Annotated in this window: 14 protein-coding genes and 1 riboswitch; of the genes, 8 read left to right on the top strand and 6 right to left on the bottom strand. The window is 38.7% G+C overall.

The annotated features are described in order from the left end of the window. Positions 1 to 8: 8 nt before the first annotated feature. Together ACZ11_RS18035 and ACZ11_RS18030 are read right to left on the bottom strand one after the other, a co-directional pair. Positions 9 to 1538, bottom strand: coding sequence for a CoA-acylating methylmalonate-semialdehyde dehydrogenase (locus ACZ11_RS18035; RefSeq protein ID WP_049667930.1), 1530 nt, complete (start codon positions 1536 to 1538; stop codon positions 9 to 11). Between the two features lie 18 nt (positions 1539 to 1556). Then, positions 1557 to 2972, bottom strand: coding sequence for an amino acid permease (locus ACZ11_RS18030; RefSeq protein WP_049667929.1), 1416 nt, complete (start codon positions 2970 to 2972; stop codon positions 1557 to 1559). 356 nt (positions 2973 to 3328) lie between these two features. On the opposite strand from ACZ11_RS18030, the gene ACZ11_RS18025 reads away from it, so the two are divergent. After that, positions 3329 to 4897 carry a PucR family transcriptional regulator gene (locus ACZ11_RS18025; protein WP_049667928.1) on the top strand — a complete coding sequence of 523 codons (1569 nt, stop codon included), beginning with the start codon at positions 3329 to 3331 and terminating at the stop codon, positions 4895 to 4897. A 150-nt stretch (positions 4898 to 5047) separates the two neighbouring features. On the opposite strand, the gene ACZ11_RS18020 is transcribed toward ACZ11_RS18025, so the two are convergent. Together ACZ11_RS18020 and ACZ11_RS18015 are read right to left on the bottom strand one after the other, a co-directional pair. Beyond that, complete coding sequence (locus tag ACZ11_RS18020; RefSeq protein ID WP_049667927.1) at positions 5048 to 5842, bottom strand: carbon-nitrogen family hydrolase; 795 nt, start codon at positions 5840 to 5842, stop codon at positions 5048 to 5050. Positions 5843 to 5924: 82 nt separating this feature from the next. Then, complete coding sequence (locus ACZ11_RS18015; RefSeq protein WP_049667926.1) at positions 5925 to 6719, bottom strand: PhzF family phenazine biosynthesis protein; 795 nt, start codon at positions 6717 to 6719, stop codon at positions 5925 to 5927. A 140-nt stretch (positions 6720 to 6859) separates the two neighbouring features. Between ACZ11_RS18015 and ACZ11_RS18010 the strand changes: the two genes are divergently transcribed. Next, entirely contained in the window at positions 6860 to 8038 is a 1179-nt protein-coding gene (locus tag ACZ11_RS18010; protein ID WP_049667925.1) for a pyridoxal phosphate-dependent aminotransferase, read from the top strand. Positions 8039 to 8107: 69 nt separating this feature from the next. On the opposite strand, the gene ACZ11_RS18005 is transcribed toward ACZ11_RS18010, so the two are convergent. After that, positions 8108 to 8611 (bottom strand): PPC domain-containing DNA-binding protein, encoded by a 504-nt coding sequence (locus tag ACZ11_RS18005; protein WP_049667924.1) that lies wholly within the window; start codon positions 8609 to 8611, stop codon positions 8108 to 8110. 120 nt (positions 8612 to 8731) lie between these two features. Next, a riboswitch (SAM riboswitch) is annotated at positions 8732 to 8838 on the top strand. A 271-nt stretch (positions 8839 to 9109) separates the two neighbouring features. Between ACZ11_RS18005 and ACZ11_RS18000 the strand changes: the two genes are divergently transcribed. The 6 genes from ACZ11_RS18000 (at position 9110) to ACZ11_RS17975 (ending at position 14899) form a co-directional block, all read left to right on the top strand. Next, on the top strand, positions 9110 to 9943 hold the full coding sequence (locus tag ACZ11_RS18000) for a MetQ/NlpA family ABC transporter substrate-binding protein (RefSeq protein ID WP_049667923.1): 834 nt from the start codon (positions 9110 to 9112) through the stop codon (positions 9941 to 9943). Between the two features lie 105 nt (positions 9944 to 10048). Next, complete coding sequence (locus ACZ11_RS17995) at positions 10049 to 11074, top strand: methionine ABC transporter ATP-binding protein (RefSeq protein ID WP_049667922.1); 1026 nt, start codon at positions 10049 to 10051, stop codon at positions 11072 to 11074. Then, positions 11067 to 11738 (top strand): methionine ABC transporter permease, encoded by a 672-nt coding sequence (locus ACZ11_RS17990; protein ID WP_049667921.1) that lies wholly within the window; start codon positions 11067 to 11069, stop codon positions 11736 to 11738. The genes ACZ11_RS17995 and ACZ11_RS17990 overlap by 8 nt, the downstream gene beginning before the upstream one ends. Positions 11739 to 11751: 13 nt before the next feature. Continuing rightward, positions 11752 to 12531: an enoyl-CoA hydratase/isomerase family protein gene (locus ACZ11_RS17985; protein ID WP_049667920.1), complete on the top strand. Its 780-nt coding sequence runs from the start codon at positions 11752 to 11754 to the stop codon at positions 12529 to 12531. Between the two features lie 14 nt (positions 12532 to 12545). Beyond that, positions 12546 to 13706, top strand: a complete 1161-nt coding sequence (locus ACZ11_RS17980; protein ID WP_049667919.1) for an alpha-hydroxy acid oxidase — start codon at positions 12546 to 12548, stop codon at positions 13704 to 13706. After that, a complete protein-coding gene (locus ACZ11_RS17975) occupies positions 13703 to 14899 on the top strand; it encodes a CaiB/BaiF CoA transferase family protein (protein ID WP_049667918.1) in 1197 nt (398 codons plus the stop codon). Before ACZ11_RS17980 ends, ACZ11_RS17975 begins: the two co-directional genes overlap by 4 nt. A gap of 2 nt (positions 14900 to 14901) precedes the next feature. Here ACZ11_RS17975 and ACZ11_RS26695 read toward each other — a convergent pair whose 3' ends face one another. Next, positions 14902 to 15039, bottom strand: a complete 138-nt coding sequence (locus tag ACZ11_RS26695; RefSeq protein WP_169776091.1) for a hypothetical protein — start codon at positions 15037 to 15039, stop codon at positions 14902 to 14904. Positions 15040 to 15160 lie beyond the last annotated feature (121 nt).

The following is a 15160-nucleotide window of genomic DNA, read 5'->3' as shown; positions in this document are numbered from 1 at the left end:
ATGTTTTTTTACTTATTCACATCGTTATTACTTGGAAACGCAAATGAACTTGTTGTATCCTCTGTTTCATTTGGCCAGCGTTCAGAAATCGTTTTCGCTTTCGTAAAGAATCGCGCTTGGTCTGGTCCAAACATATGCCCTTCACCAAACTTAGATCGCTTCCATCCTCCAAAATTGTGATAGCCAACTGGAATCGGAATCGGAACATTAACGCCTACCATGCCTACTTCAATTTCTTCTTGGAATTTACGCGCTGCCGAACCGCTACCCGTAAACATCGTGACACCATTCCCAAGTTCGTGATCATTAATCAAATCAATAGCTTCTTGTAAAGTTTCAACACCTACAACAATACGAGCAGGACCAAAAACCTCCTCTTTAAAAATAGTCATCTCTGGAGTCACATTATTTAACAAAGTCGGACCAAGATAGAAGCCTTTCGATGTTTCACATACTTTCGGATTTCGACCATCTGTTACAAGATTAGCCCCTTCCTCAATAGCCTCTTCGATATATCGAAGAATAGTATCTTTTGATTGTTGCGTAATAACTGGGCCAAAATCTACCTCATCATCTGTATATGGACCAACTTTTAATTTTAATATTTTCTCCTTCAATACCTCTGTAAAGCGTTGTTCAGTATCTTTCCCAACAACAATCGCTCCTGAAATAGCCATACAACGCTGGGATGCTGCTCCATAGGCTGCACCTAAAAAGGCATTAGCTGTTTGCTCTAGGTTTACATCTGGCATGACAATCATAAAGTTCTTCCCACCACCAAATGCAGCAACACGCTTATTGTGCTTCGTCCCTGTCTGGTAAATATACTCCGCAACAGGCGTTGATCCAACAAATGAAATTGCTTGTATCTCTTTATTTTCTAGCAGTTCATTAACTGCCTCTTTATCACCATTGACAACTGTCCAAATCCCATCTGGCAGTCCTGCCTCTTTCCATAAGTTACTTAAATATAAGGCTGAGATTGGTACGCGCTCAGACGGCTTTAAAATAACTGCATTTCCAACCGCAACCGCCATACTTGTAATCGCCAATGGAACCATGACAGGGAAATTAAATGGAGCAATTGTTGCTACAACTCCAAGCGGGGCTTTTGCAGAAAAGGCATTAATATCGCCACCTACATTAACCGAGTATTCCCCTTTCAGCATTTGCGGGGCACTTATTGCCATATCTACGGATTCAATGCCACGAACAATTTCGCCCTTAGCATCTTCCTTCGTTTTCCCACTTTCCTCACAAATTATTTTGATGAGCTCATCTTGTCTTTCAACTAATAACTGACGGAAACGGTGCAAAACCTCAACCCGTTTACCAATCGATGTCTTTTTCCATGAAGGGAAAGCTGCCTTCGCTTGCTGGATAGCCTGCTTCACCTCATCTCTAGTCGCTAAAGGAACTTGCGCAATGACCTCTCCTGTTGTTGGATTATAAACTTCCGAGTAACGGCCACTAGTACCTGCTGTTTCAACACCATTGATAAAATGTGATAGCGTTTTCACTTTTTGCTGAACTGTCATAATTTCCCCACTCCTCATCTATTGTTGTTCAAAATCTAATTCTTCCTTTTGGAAAATAGAATTTGCATCCTCTACTGAGTTTGACGACTTTTTCCTTTGTGTAACTAAATAGAAAATCATCACGACTGCAACTACAATACATGTAAATAAAATTTGTGAACGCATCGATTCAATAAAGAACATAGCGATCAGTAATGATGTCGTAGCCAATATTGTGAAATACGTTAAATATGGGAATAACCACATTTTCACTTTTAATAGCTCGGGATTTTCCTTCTCAATTTTCCGTCGCATTTTTAATTGTGAAAAAGCAATAATTAAGTAAAGAATCAACGTGATTGCACTACATGAACTAAGTAAAAACATAAATACTTTATCTGGTGAAACATAGTTCATAATAACGGCAATATAAGAGAAGAATGTCGCTGTTAATATGGCATTAACAGGTGCTCCCTTTTTATTTAATTTCAAAAATGCTTTTGGGGCCTCCCCCTTCTCCGCTAAAGAAAATACCATTCGAGATGTAGCGTAAAGCGCGGAGTTTAAGCACGATAAAACAGCTGTTAAAACTACAAAATTCATGATTTGCGCAGCTGCGGGAATGCCAATATAATCCAATACTGCTACATAGGGACTTGTTAAAATATCCGAGGAATGCCAAGGTAATAATGTGACAACTACCGCTATTGATCCAACGTAGAAAATCAAAATACGCCAAGTAATTGAATTTGTAGCCTTTGTCACTGCTGCCAACGGTTCGTCAGATTCTCCTGCTGCAATGGCAACAATCTCTGTACCCATAAAGGAGAAAATAACAATGACTACCCCCATCAAGACAGCACCGAAACCATTCGGTAAAAAGCCACCCTCACCGATTAAATTGGTAGTACCTACAGCATCAAAATTAGGTGCGATACCAAAGATAATAAATGCACCAAGACCAAGGAAAACTATAATACTTGTAACCTTAATAAGAGAGAACCAATATTCAAATTCACCAAAAGCTTTTACGGAAAGAACATTTGTTAAAGTAAGTGCTACCGTTAATATAAGACTTAGTAGCCATAAAGGAATTCCATCATACCAATATTGAATAATCGCAGCTGCTGCCGTTGCCTCTAAAGCAATTGCAACAACCCAGAAAAACCAATATAACCAACCAATCATAAAACCAGCCCACGGACCAATTGCTTCATGTGCATAATGCGCAAATGACCCACTTGTTGGATTGACGGCTGCCATTTCTCCAAGCATTCGCATGACAAGAATAACGATAATACCTGCAAAGATATAAGATAATATTGCTCCAGGGCCTGCTAAGTTAATCACTGAGCCACTCCCCATAAATAGACCAGCTCCGATAACCCCTGCAATAGCGATCATCGTCATATGCCTTTTCTTTAACCCTCTCTGTAATTGCGTCTGTTGCTCCATATCTGTTCACCTCTTTTATAGATTGGATTACCGCTTACAAAAATTTTACATGTTACATAGAAACGAAGTAATAGACAAACTGTAAAATTCTATACATTTGTTTTATACATATTGTAAAATAGACTAAAGATTCTTAAAATAAGATATTTCAGTTTATTTTAGCGGAAATACTATATCAATAAGAAAACAAGGAAATAGTCTTTGATCAATTATGCCTCGACATAATTGCGTCCGGAATCGGCTTTGTGCTTGCACAAAGAACTCCTTTCCGATTTCCGTGACATCCGCCGGAGGCAACATATTTCAGCGGATGTTTGTACACCCGCTGAAATATGTTAAAAGGGAGGAGGATAAACATGAGTCAATTTAAGCTTCAATTGAAGGATGTATTAGAAAATACATACTTCCAAAGTGCTGAGGTCGTAGCTGGTGAGGATGGATTATTACGAATAGTAAAGTGGGCTCATGTCATTGAAATTATACAAGTAGATAATTTTCTAGCTGGTGATGAATTGGTTTTAACAACAGGGATAAGCCTTCAGCATAGCATAGAGGATTTTATCTTTTTTGTAGAGTCCTTAATCCAAAAAAATTGTGCTGCATTATGCATTGAATATGGGACTTCCATACAAACCATCCCAGAAGTGATTGTAGCTCTTGCTAACCGTCACAGCTTCCCTATTATCGTTTTTCATGACACTGTTCCTTTTGTCCGTATTACACAGGATCTACATAGTCAAATTATGAATCAACAATATTTAATGATCTCTACTTTAGAATCCTACTCTCAAACATTAAATAAAAATGCTCTATTAGGGCAAACCGCAGAAGAAGTTTTACAAAATATGTATAATAAATTGAAGACACAAATTATCTTTTCTATTAAAGGTCGAGAGCCTATCTTTTTTCCAAACATGCCACATCATAAGCGCCAACTACTTTTAACGATGAAAAAATTAGCACCAGTATTTAAAAATGAACCAATCTTTATTTTGGATCAGCATTATGCAGATTTAACGCTCTATAGAGAGGATGGTCTATTCTCAGAGTTCGAATTACTTATTTTAGACCGTACGGCTACTGCGCTAGCGCAGCTGTTAATGAGAGAATTTTATATCGAAGAAAAAAGGGACATTGAGGATGCCTCTATTTTAGCGGATTGGATAGATCAAAAACTATCGAAAGAGGAAATTTATAAATTTATCGTAACCCATCACTCTAGCTATAAACTTTCTAGCGGAGCTGTTTTTATTCTAGCAACTCCTAACGCAGCCTCTAGGACGCAAGAGGATATTGTCTATAGTAAGCTCTACTATCGAAACCTTTTTGAGCAAAATGGATTTATACCATTTTTATTTGAAAGAAAAAGCTATGTCATTTTTATTTTACTCCATACAAAGGATAGCAAATCGAGTCGCGAATTATTAAATACGTTAGTTTCTTCCCTTCAAAAAACCGATTTATATAAAAAACAAATGGTTCAAGGTTATCAAGTAGCCATTGGCAAAGTCGTTGCAGACGTAGAAGAAATACCCAAGAGCTATCAAACCGCACTCGAAACATTGTATATTTGCAGTAAAGTACAAACAACTTCTTATTTTTACGATGATTTACATCTACATCACCTCATCTATAAATTACAGATGCAAGTAAATTTACAGGAAGTGATTCAAGATTATTTGCAACCTGTTATTGAATACGACAAAAAATATAACAGTAAGCTATTAGAAACTCTACAGGTATATTTACAAACGAATGGCTCCAAACAACAAACAGCCAACCAACTGTTCATCGTACGACAAACACTCTACCATCGTTTAAAAAAGCTTGAAAGTCTCTTAGGGGAAAATTTTATGAAGGGACATAATCGAATTACACTTGAATTTATGTTGCTTGCTAATTCATTGATTGAGGAGAAAAACTAAAATACTTTGTTTTTGTGGGGTTTATCGGAGGTGTTGACTGGGTTATCGGAGGTGTTGACTGGGTTATCGGCGATGGTCACCTTTTTACCGGCGATGTTGATTGATTAGCACGCTCAAGATTGCTTTACTTCTTGAGCGTGCTACCAGATTTTAATTTCCGGTAACTACTCCGCTATATAATCCTGGTCTGCGGTCGTCATAAACAGGAATTCTACCTCGTACTTCATCGACAATCGAAAAGTCCACATCGATGACAGCTACTTCTTCGTCCTCTGCGCCAACCCAAAGTACTTCGCCCCACGGTTGAATAATCATTGATTGACCATTGAAGTTTTCAACCTTCCTAGAAATACGATTAACAGCGATGACGAAGCATTGATTTTCAATGGCACGTGCTTGTAGCAATGTTTTCCAATGATCGATACGTGGTGTCGGCCATTGCGCCGGTACGAACAATACCTTTGCACCCTCTAAGGCGTGAGCGCGTAGCCATTCCGGGAAGCGGATATCATAGCAAATCACGCCTGCAGCCTCGATATCTCCAAGGGCAAAGCGATTCATTTCATCCCCAGCTTCTAAATATAAATGCTCGTCCATCAAACGGAAAAGATGTGCCTTGTTATATTCACCTACTAACTCACCATTCTTATCAAACGTATACATCGTGTTGTAAAATTTATCGCCCTTCTTCGTTGAAACAGAGCCTCCAACAATATGTACGCCAAGCTCTTTCGCTAAATCTGACAAAAATGCTTTCGAACGTTCTCCATCAACATCTGCAAGCTCCGGTAATTTTTCAAGTGCATAGCCTGTATTCCACATCTCCGGTAGTACAATAATTTCTGCACCTTGTTTTGTCGCTTCACGAATCTTATCCTCAGCACGAGCAAAATTTTCTTCTACTTTGCCAAAGCCAACATTTAGTTGGATACATCCAATTTTCATTGCTATTCCTCCTCTAGACAGTACATTTCTATATTTTATACTACAATAAAACAACCTTACTTCCATGGTTTTAGCTCAATATTTAGATTAATATTTCTCCGCTTAATACTCGAACTGCAGAACCTGCAATAGCTACATCTTTTATTTTGGGTGTAACGTATAATAATCCACCACGTTTTGAAAGCTGTTTGCTAACGATGCTTTCTTTTGATAACTTTTCACACCAGTAAGGTCCTAACGCACCATGAGTGGAACCATTTACATGGTCTTCATCAATGCCTTGTGCTGGAGAAAAGAATCTTGAGACAATATCAATCCCCTCATCCTTAGAACGACTTGTAATACAAACACCACGTACAGGGAACTGATTCATCGCATGAAAATCAGCTTTGAAATTTGCAATATACTCTTCGTGACTTAACTCCACAATTAAATCCAATTCTGTTTTCCCTACATATGTCGGTTTCATACCAAGCCATTCTTCAAGCCCCACAGGACATTCAATCTCTTCTAATCGATACTTTTGAATCGTTATTTCAACTAGTTCATTCAACCAAATTGCTTGCAAAGGACCACTTAAAGTTTGAAATGTAATTGAAGAGTTGACGGGTACAATCCCTTGTTTCCAAAGTAAAAAAGCGCTAGCAATTGTTCCATGTCCACAAATCGGTATTTCCTTTGCTGGCGTAAACCATCTAAGAAAAAAATCATTATCCTTCTTTTGGACAAAAGCTGTTGTTGGTACGGGAATCTCCTGAGCAATTTTTTGCATGGTCGACTCAGGTATTGCTGAATCAAGTAAACATACTGCTGCGGGATTTCCCTTGTAAAGCTCTGTAGTAAAAGCATTGACGATAAAATATGAGACTTTGTTCATTTTTCCCACCCCCATATACATATTGGGTCACTTATAGTTACCTATAGTTTTTGAAAATGCACTAGACAATTACTAAAAAAAGTAATAATATGTGCATCATATCTTTAATAATTATTATATTCTGAAAAAGGTGGACATGCATGGAATTCTCAAAAAAACTACAGCAACTCCCAACTCAATTTTTTGCAGCACTTGTGCAAAAAGTAAACGCAGCTCTAGCTGAAGGGCGTGATGTTATTAATCTCGGTCAAGGTAATCCTGACCAACCCACTCCTCCCCACATTATTAAAGCATTACAGGAGGCAGCAGAAAATCCTCAAAATCATAAATACTCTCCATTTCGTGGCATAGCAGAATTACGCCAAGCAGCAGCAAACTTCTACAAACGTGAATACAATGTTGACATTGATCCTGAAACAGAAGTAGCTATTCTCGGTGGTACGAAAATCGGTCTCGTTGAGTTACCGTTAGCCGTTTTAAACCCTGGCGATACAATACTTTTACCCGATCCTGGATATCCCGATTACTTATCTGGTGTCGTATTAGGCGATGTTAATTTTGAAGTCATGCCACTTTTTGCAGAAAATAATTTCCTGCCTGATTATAATGCTTTATCCGATGAAGTAAAAGATAAGGCGAAGCTACTTTACTTGAATTACCCGAATAACCCAACTGGTGGTACTGCAACACTTGAATTTTTCGAGGAAACAGTACGCTTTGCAAAAAAGCATAACATTATCGTAGCACACGATTTTGCCTACGGGGCAATTGGATTTGACGGCAATAAACCTATCAGCTTCCTGCAAGCTGATGGTGCAAAAGATGTCGGTATTGAAATGTATACATTATCCAAAACGTATAATATGGCGGGCTGGCGCATTGGTTTTGCAGTTGGTAACCCTGATATTATTGCAGCCATTAACCTTATTCAAGATCATCTATTTTGTAGTCAGTTCCCTGCAGTGCAACAAGCTGCGGCAGTTGCACTTACTGCTTCTCAAAGTTGCGTTGACAAGCTAAGAGCGACTTATGAGAGTCGCCGAAACGTCCTTATCGAAGAAGCTCAGCGAATTGGTTGGCAAGTAACAGCACCGAGAGGCTCTTTCTTTGCATGGTTACCTGTCCCACTAGGCTTTACGAGTAAACAATTTGCCGATTTATTGCTCGACAAAGCTGATATCGCAGTAGCTGCAGGAAATGGCTTTGGTCAATATGGTGAAGGCTATGTGCGAGTTGGTTTACTTGTTAGCGAAGACCGCTTACGTGAAGCAATCAGCAGAATCGAAAAATTAAACTTATTTAACTCATGTGCATTTTAGTCCCTCTACCTAAGTAAGACCCTATCAAAACTGTCCCCTTTGCGCATATTTGCTTTGGAGACAGTTTTTTCATTTTACTATCTTCCTTGGTTGCTTCAGCCCTTCTTCTAGTGGATAAAATTGGACATGACTTGTTTCTTCATCAAACTGGCGAATATGCTGAATCCCTTGTATTTCTGCTAAAACAACATCAGCTGTAATAACAATACTTCCACCTTTCATCAAATGCCCGCCGGACACTCCCCCCCACTGATCACTCATAGAACCATGAAGATGCGTATCATATCCTCCATCACGTTTACAAACAACACCAGAGCCTTGGATAAATTCAAGTGGGCCCTCTTTTTCAATAACTTCACTAAAACACACTTTAATTTTAGAAGATTCATCAGGTACTAAATAGACAAAGCTACTTTTTTGAAAGCTACCGATACAGCTAACAATTGTTGCTGACTCTATACCATTTTCTTCACAGATAGCCTCGATCCCCTCAATGATATCTGTTCCCATTAGAATACGTGCACTAATTACCTTTCCAAATGAGCCAATCCCATAATTCACTCTAACAGACATTCCCATCCCTCTTTCATACGAAATATTATAATAAAATAAAAAATTTGAAAAATTCGATTGACTTACTATATCCTATAATTTATATTAGTTCTATCGGATTTACAAAAAAATATTATAAATCTCTTATCAAGAGTAGCTGAGGGACTGGCCCTATGAAGCTCGGCAACCTCCTTTTTTTTAAGGAAGGTGCTAAATCCTGCAAACGATAATCGTTTGAAAGATAAGAGAGGACGTTTTTTCATGAGCCTCTCTTAGTTTTTTTAAGAGAGTTTTTTTTATCTTCATTTACATGAAGATAAAAGCCTCCGGCGGATGTCACGGATTTTGAAATGAACGAATACGAGGATGTTAGCCTAAAACCTTCGCATCCTGCGAAAACGGCTAACTGACCTGCATCGTGCAGGCCTAGGCACAATTCAAAATCCGGACGCAATTACGCCAAGGCGAAATTGATTTTTTTAAAGACCGATCGATAAAACAACTTTGGAGGTATGTTTCATGAAAAAGAAAAACAAAATTTTACTAGGTTTAGCGAGTCTCACATTAGTAGCAGCATTAGTAGGCTGTGGTACTAAAGAAGATAGTAAAGAGAGTCAAAGTAAGGCTATTAATGAACATAAAATTGTAGTAGGTGTAACTTCTGGTCCACACGAACAGATTGCAGAGGTTGCTGCAAAGGTTGCCAAAGAAAAAGGCTTAGAGGTAGAACTAAAATCTTTCTCTGATTATGTTTTACCAAATACATCATTAGCTGAAGGTGATCTTGATGCAAATAGCTATCAACACAAGCCATTCCTCGATACATTTAACAAAGATCACAATACAGATTTAGTGCCAGTAGGAAAAACAATTTTAAATCCTATGGGTATATACTCTGAAAAATATAAATCATTCGATGACGTTCCTGATGGTGCAACATTCGGATTACCAAATGATCCAACAAACGGCGCTCGTGCACTATTTGTCCTTCAAGAGGCAGGCTATATAAAATTAAAAGATGGTGCAGACTTAACTGCTTCTATTCGTGATGTGGAAGAAAATAAAAAGAACTTAAAATTCATTGAATTAGAGGCTGCACAAATTCCAAAGCAGCTAAGTGAAGTAGATGTAGCAGCCATTAATACTAACTTCGCTCTTGAAGCTGGCATTGATCCTAAAAAAGATTCCATTCTTTTAGAATCTACTGACTCTCCATATGTAAATTACATTGTGGTACGTGCTGAAAACAAGGACGACCCAACGATAAAGAAATTCGTTGAAGCTTATCAATCTGATGAAGTACGCAAATTTATTGAAGAAGAATTCAAAGGTTCTGTAATTCCAAGCTGGTAAGTGACGATTAAGACCCTTTCATAAAATCAAGAATCTGCGAGACTCCTATAGGAAAGCTAGCAGATTCTTGCTATATAGAAGGGCTTAGAAAGGAGATTTCACAGTATGATTCAATTAGAAAACATATCAAAAGAATTTAAAACTAAAAAAGGTATCGTCAAAGCAGTAGATGGTATTAACTTGCATGTCAGAAAAGGTGAAATTCATGGGGTTATTGGCTACAGCGGTGCAGGAAAAAGTACCCTCATTCGCTGTGTCAATTTATTAGAGCGTCCAACAACAGGAAAAGTATTGATTGATAATGTAGATATTACTTCCCTTTCTCTAAACGACCTTCGCAAAACACGTCAAAAAATCGGGATGATTTTCCAACATTTTAACCTTTTAAAAACAGCGACCGTTTACAGCAATATCTCGATACCATTAAAGCTTCTAGGCTATAACGGCTCTGAAGTAAAAGAACGCGTTGCAAAATATGCAGAAATTGTTGGCCTAACAGAGAAATTAGATAGCTATCCTAGCCAGCTTTCAGGTGGTCAAAAGCAACGTGTCGCTATTGCACGTGCCCTCGCCCAAGAGCCTGAGATTTTACTCAGTGATGAAGCAACAAGTGCACTCGATCCTGAAACAACTGACGCCATTCTTGAGCTTCTCTTGAAAATTAATCGTGAGCTAGGCATCACTATTTTACTCATTACACATGAAATGAATGTTATTCAAAAAATTTGCGATGATGTTTCCGTTCTGGAATCAGGGGCAGTTGTGGAATATGGCTCAGCGATAGAGCTATTTTCCAAGCCTCAGCATCCAACGACACGAAAATTTTTAAATACCATTTCTCAACGTAATTTATCTCCTTCCCTTATCGAGCAATTAAATGTTTCGGGAAGTGTTATTCGTTTAACATTCCTTGGTGAAAGTACAGGGAAACCATTACTAGCAGAAGTGAGCAAAGTTTATGATGTACAACCAAATATTTTAACAGCCAATATCATTGAATTAAAAAACGGCATTGTCGGTAATATTGTCGTGCATCTACACGGTAAAGCTCAAATCGTAGAAAAAGCACTTAAGTATTTTACAGAAAACGGAGTAAGCGTCGAGGAATTAGGAGGCGAATTAAATGAATAGCATTCAAAGCTTCTTTGCAGATTGGTCAGATGTTATTGGGAAATCCATTATCGAAACCTTCCAAATGGTCGGGATTTCATTATTCTTTTCTATTTTAATTGGGATCCCTTTAGGGCTTTTAATCGTTTTAACTCGCCCGGGACAATCCTTTGAAAATAAATTTCTCTATCAATTTTTCAATTTATTTATTAATATTATTCGCTCTGTACCGTTCATTATTTTACTATTTTTCATTTTACCGTTCACGAAGCTCATCGTTGGCACAACTATCGGTGTAAAAGGTGTTATTGTACCGCTTGTTGTTTATACAGCGCCATATATTGCTCGACTTATGGAAACGGCACTTTTAGAAGTTGATCCAGGTGTTGTGGAAGCTTATACAGCAATGGGTATTAAACGCCGTCATATTATTTGGAATGTCTTACTTCGTGAGGCTCGTCCATCCATTATTTTAGGTTTAACGATTGCTACAATTGGTCTTATAGGAGCAACAGCAATGGCAGGAATGGTTGGTGCTGGTGGTTTAGGTGATCTCGCATACCGTTACGGTCATTTACGCTATGAGGTCGATGTGATGTATGCGACTGTGTTTATCTTAATCATCCTTGTTCAGAGTATTCAATCAATAGGTAATCGCTTTGCAGCGAAACTAAAGAAAGATTAGTAGGAGGATTTCGATGACAAATGAAATTTACGTAGAGAAAAATGGCTATATCGCTACCCTGGTGTTAAATCGACCTGAAAAACGCAACTCTTTATCAAGAGCTATGTTTCAAACCATTTTAGATAATCTTGAAGCTTTACGTATAGATTCTTCTATTAAAGTTTTAATTGTTCGTGGTGTAAATAAAGTTGCCTTTTCTTCAGGTGCAGATATTAGCGAGTTTTTAAACGTTCGTTATGCAGCCAATCATGCAAAAGCCTATAATGATTTGGCATTAAAAGCCATTGATGCTCTTTATAAATTTCCACACCCTACAATTGCCATGATTCAAGGATTAGCTATTGGTGGTGGCTTAGAGCTAGCCAACGCATGTGATTTCCGACTAGCAACACCTAAGAGTAAGCTTGGCATCACTGCAGCGAACATCGGTATCATCTACAATCTTGGAAGTACAAAGCGTCTAATGAACATAGTAGGCGCGGCGAAGGCAAAGGAAATATTATATACAGCGAATATTTTCACAGCTGACGAAGGTAAAAATATCGGTTTAATTACTGCCTTACATGAGCCAGAGGATATTGAAGACGCGACAATTCAGTTCGCTAATCATTTATTAAGTAAATCCTCTGTTGCAAATGCTGGTATTAAAAAAATTATCCAAGCAATTGTCGATGGTGAAAACGAAGAAAGTGAAGAGTTAGCTCAAATGATTCTTGATTCATTTAGCTCTGATGATTACAACGAAGGTATCCAAGCATTTTTAAATAAAAGAAAGCCCATTTTCAATAAATAAGGGAGGTAATAACGATGACAAAGACAACAGATGGAGATCTACTGTTAAAAAATATTAACGCACAAGCCCCCTTCCCTATTTGCTTTGCAGATTTAGAAAAGGCAGTTGCAGAAAAAATAGAAGCTGGTCCGTTTGGTTATATCCGTTCAGGTGCTGGAGGTGAGCAAACATTAAGAAATAACCGTGCAGCCTTTGAAAAATACTCTATTATTCCACGCTTTTTACATGATGTTTCGAGTATTGATACATCGATTGAACTGTTCGGAAAAGTACATCCAACCCCGTTCTTATTTGCTCCTGTTGGCATGAACAGAATGGCGCATGACGAGGGAGAGCTTGCCGTTGCACGTGCAGCTGATCAGTTAAAAATTCCTTATATTCAAAGTACAGTTTCAAGCTATGCACTTGAGGATGTAGCACAAACAGCTCCCACTGCTACTAAATGGTTTCAATTATATTGGTCAACAAATGAAGAAATTGCATATAGTATGGCCGCTCGAGCCGAGGCTGCTGGTTTTGAGGCTATTGTTTTAACTGTAGATACAGTCATGCTCGGCTGGCGTGAAGAAGATGTTCGCAATCAATTTTCACCATTAAAGCTTGGGTATGCGCGAGGAAACTATATGAATGACCCTGTTTTTACTGCTTCCCTACCAGATGATTCATTTGAGTCATATGTACAAGGCGTTTTGCAAAATGTTTTCCATCCAACATTAAATTGGGACAATGTACGTGAATTAAAGCGCCGTTCTAATCTCCCTATTTTATTGAAGGGAATCTTACATCCTGAAGACGCAAAACTAGCTATAGAAAATGGCATTGATGGAATAATCGTATCAAACCACGGTGGTCGTCAATTGGATGGCGTAATTGGTTCACTTGATGCACTTCCCGACATTGTGAAAGCTGTAAAGGGACGAGTTCCTGTTATTTTAGATAGCGGTGTGTATCGTGGTATGGATGCTCTTAAGGCACTCGCTTTAGGAGCAGATGCTGTAGCCATTGGACGTCCCTTTGTCTATGGGCTTGCCTTAGAAGGACAGCAAGGAGTCGAAAAAGTAATGACGAATTTATATGATGAATTAAAAGTTTCTATCGCATTAGCGGGGGCAATATCTGTAAAGGGACTACGTGATATCACATTGGTGAAAAAAGATGGAGTCAATTATAGATGAAACTAGCATTAGAAGGTTTAAAAGTAGTTGATTTATCACAAGTGCTCGCCGGCCCTTATTGCACAATGGTGCTAGCGGATATGGGTGCCGAGGTTATAAAAATCGAAAAATATCCAAATGGAGACGATACACGCACGATGGGCCCATTCATTAATGAAGAAAGCCATATGTATATGATGGTCAACCGTAATAAAAAAGGCGTTTGTATAAATTTAAAAACGCCTGAAGGGTTGGAATTATTCAAAGAACTTATTCAATCTGTAGATGTTCTTGTAGAAAATTACCGACCAGGTGTCACAAAAAAACTTAGTATTGATTATGAAACATTAAAAGAAATTAACCCCGGGCTTATTTATTGCTCCATTTCTGGTTATGGTCAAACAGGTCCATATAGTCAAAATGGCGGCTATGATATTATGGCACAAGGGCTTAGCGGATTAATGCATATGACTGGTGAAGCTGGCGGTAGACCCGTAAAAGTTGGCTTTGCAGTGAACGATATTGCAGCTGCACAAACTGCTTTACAGTCTATTTTAATGGCATATATATATAAACTTCGTAGTGGTGAAGGACAATACATCGATGTGTCCCTAGTCGAATCCGGGCTTGCATGGACAGTTTGGGAGGCTGCTGCATATTTCGGAAATGGCGAATTACCTGAACGTACAGGGACTGCTCACCGAGTATCCGCTCCATATCAAGGCTTTAAAACAAAAGACGACTATATTTTAATAGGAGCAGGCAATCAAAAGCTGTGGGAGATTTTTGCCACGAAAGTCGTGAATCGCCTCGATTGGTTAGACAACCCTTTGTTTGCGACAAACTACTCCCGCGCTCAAAATGTGAAAGTACTTGAATCAGAAATCGAAAGCGAATTAATAAAACATCCAGCAACTCATTGGCTTCAACGATTAAATGAACATGGTGTTCCAGCTAGCCCCATCTATTCTTACGATCAAACATTGAATGATCCACATATTTTAGAACGTGGCATGGTGCTTTCCTATGAACATCCAGTCGCCGGCCCAATGCATACACTCGGCTTCCCAGCGAAGTTTTCGCAAACGCCTGGGCAACTAATGAAGGCAGCTCCTACATTAGGACAGCATAATGAAGATATTTTAAAATCATTGCATGTACCTGATGAACACATCAAGCATCTAAAAGCAGCGAAAGTCATTCACTCAAAATAAAGCTACCCCGGCATTTCGGGGTGGCTTTCCGTCGCTCTGGCTGTTCTATACGTTGTTCTGGCTCTTTTATCCGTCGCTTTGCCTCTTCTTTCCGTCGCTTCTACCTTTCTTTCCGTCACTTTGGCTTTTCTTTCCGTCACTTTGGCTTTTCTTTCCGTCGCTCTGCCTTCTATCCGTCACTTCGGCTCTTCTATCCGTCGCTTCGAACATTTAATCCGTCTGAACCTCAAAAAAGGGCTACCTCACAATTGAGGTAGCCCA

Origin of the sequence: Lysinibacillus xylanilyticus (genome assembly GCF_001183605.1) — a bacterium.
GTDB classification, from domain to species: domain Bacteria; phylum Bacillota; class Bacilli; order Bacillales_A; family Planococcaceae; genus Lysinibacillus; species Lysinibacillus xylanilyticus.
This window is presented reverse-complemented; position numbering and strand designations above follow the sequence as displayed.

Bases quoted from the DNA above. Each gene is read 5' to 3' on its own strand.
- ACZ11_RS17985 (WP_049667920.1), top strand. From the start codon at position 11,752: ATGACAAATGAAATTTACGTAGAGAAAAATGGCTATATCGCTACCCTG.
- ACZ11_RS18020 (WP_049667927.1), bottom strand. From the start codon at position 5,842: ATGAAAATTGGATGTATCCAACTAAATGTTGGCTTTGGCAAAGTAGAA.
- ACZ11_RS17975 (WP_049667918.1), top strand. From the start codon at position 13,703: ATGAAACTAGCATTAGAAGGTTTAAAAGTAGTTGATTTATCACAAGTG.
- ACZ11_RS18010 (WP_049667925.1), top strand. From the start codon at position 6,860: ATGGAATTCTCAAAAAAACTACAGCAACTCCCAACTCAATTTTTTGCA.
- ACZ11_RS18005 (WP_049667924.1), bottom strand. From the start codon at position 8,611: ATGTCTGTTAGAGTGAATTATGGGATTGGCTCATTTGGAAAGGTAATT.
- ACZ11_RS18000 (WP_049667923.1), top strand. From the start codon at position 9,110: ATGAAAAAGAAAAACAAAATTTTACTAGGTTTAGCGAGTCTCACATTA.
- ACZ11_RS18030 (WP_049667929.1), bottom strand. From the start codon at position 2,972: ATGGAGCAACAGACGCAATTACAGAGAGGGTTAAAGAAAAGGCATATG.
- ACZ11_RS17980 (WP_049667919.1), top strand. From the start codon at position 12,546: ATGACAAAGACAACAGATGGAGATCTACTGTTAAAAAATATTAACGCA.
- ACZ11_RS17990 (WP_049667921.1), top strand. From the start codon at position 11,067: ATGAATAGCATTCAAAGCTTCTTTGCAGATTGGTCAGATGTTATTGGG.
- ACZ11_RS17995 (WP_049667922.1), top strand. From the start codon at position 10,049: ATGATTCAATTAGAAAACATATCAAAAGAATTTAAAACTAAAAAAGGT.
- ACZ11_RS18025 (WP_049667928.1), top strand. From the start codon at position 3,329: ATGAGTCAATTTAAGCTTCAATTGAAGGATGTATTAGAAAATACATAC.
- ACZ11_RS18015 (WP_049667926.1), bottom strand. From the start codon at position 6,719: ATGAACAAAGTCTCATATTTTATCGTCAATGCTTTTACTACAGAGCTT.
- ACZ11_RS18035 (WP_049667930.1), bottom strand. From the start codon at position 1,538: ATGACAGTTCAGCAAAAAGTGAAAACGCTATCACATTTTATCAATGGT.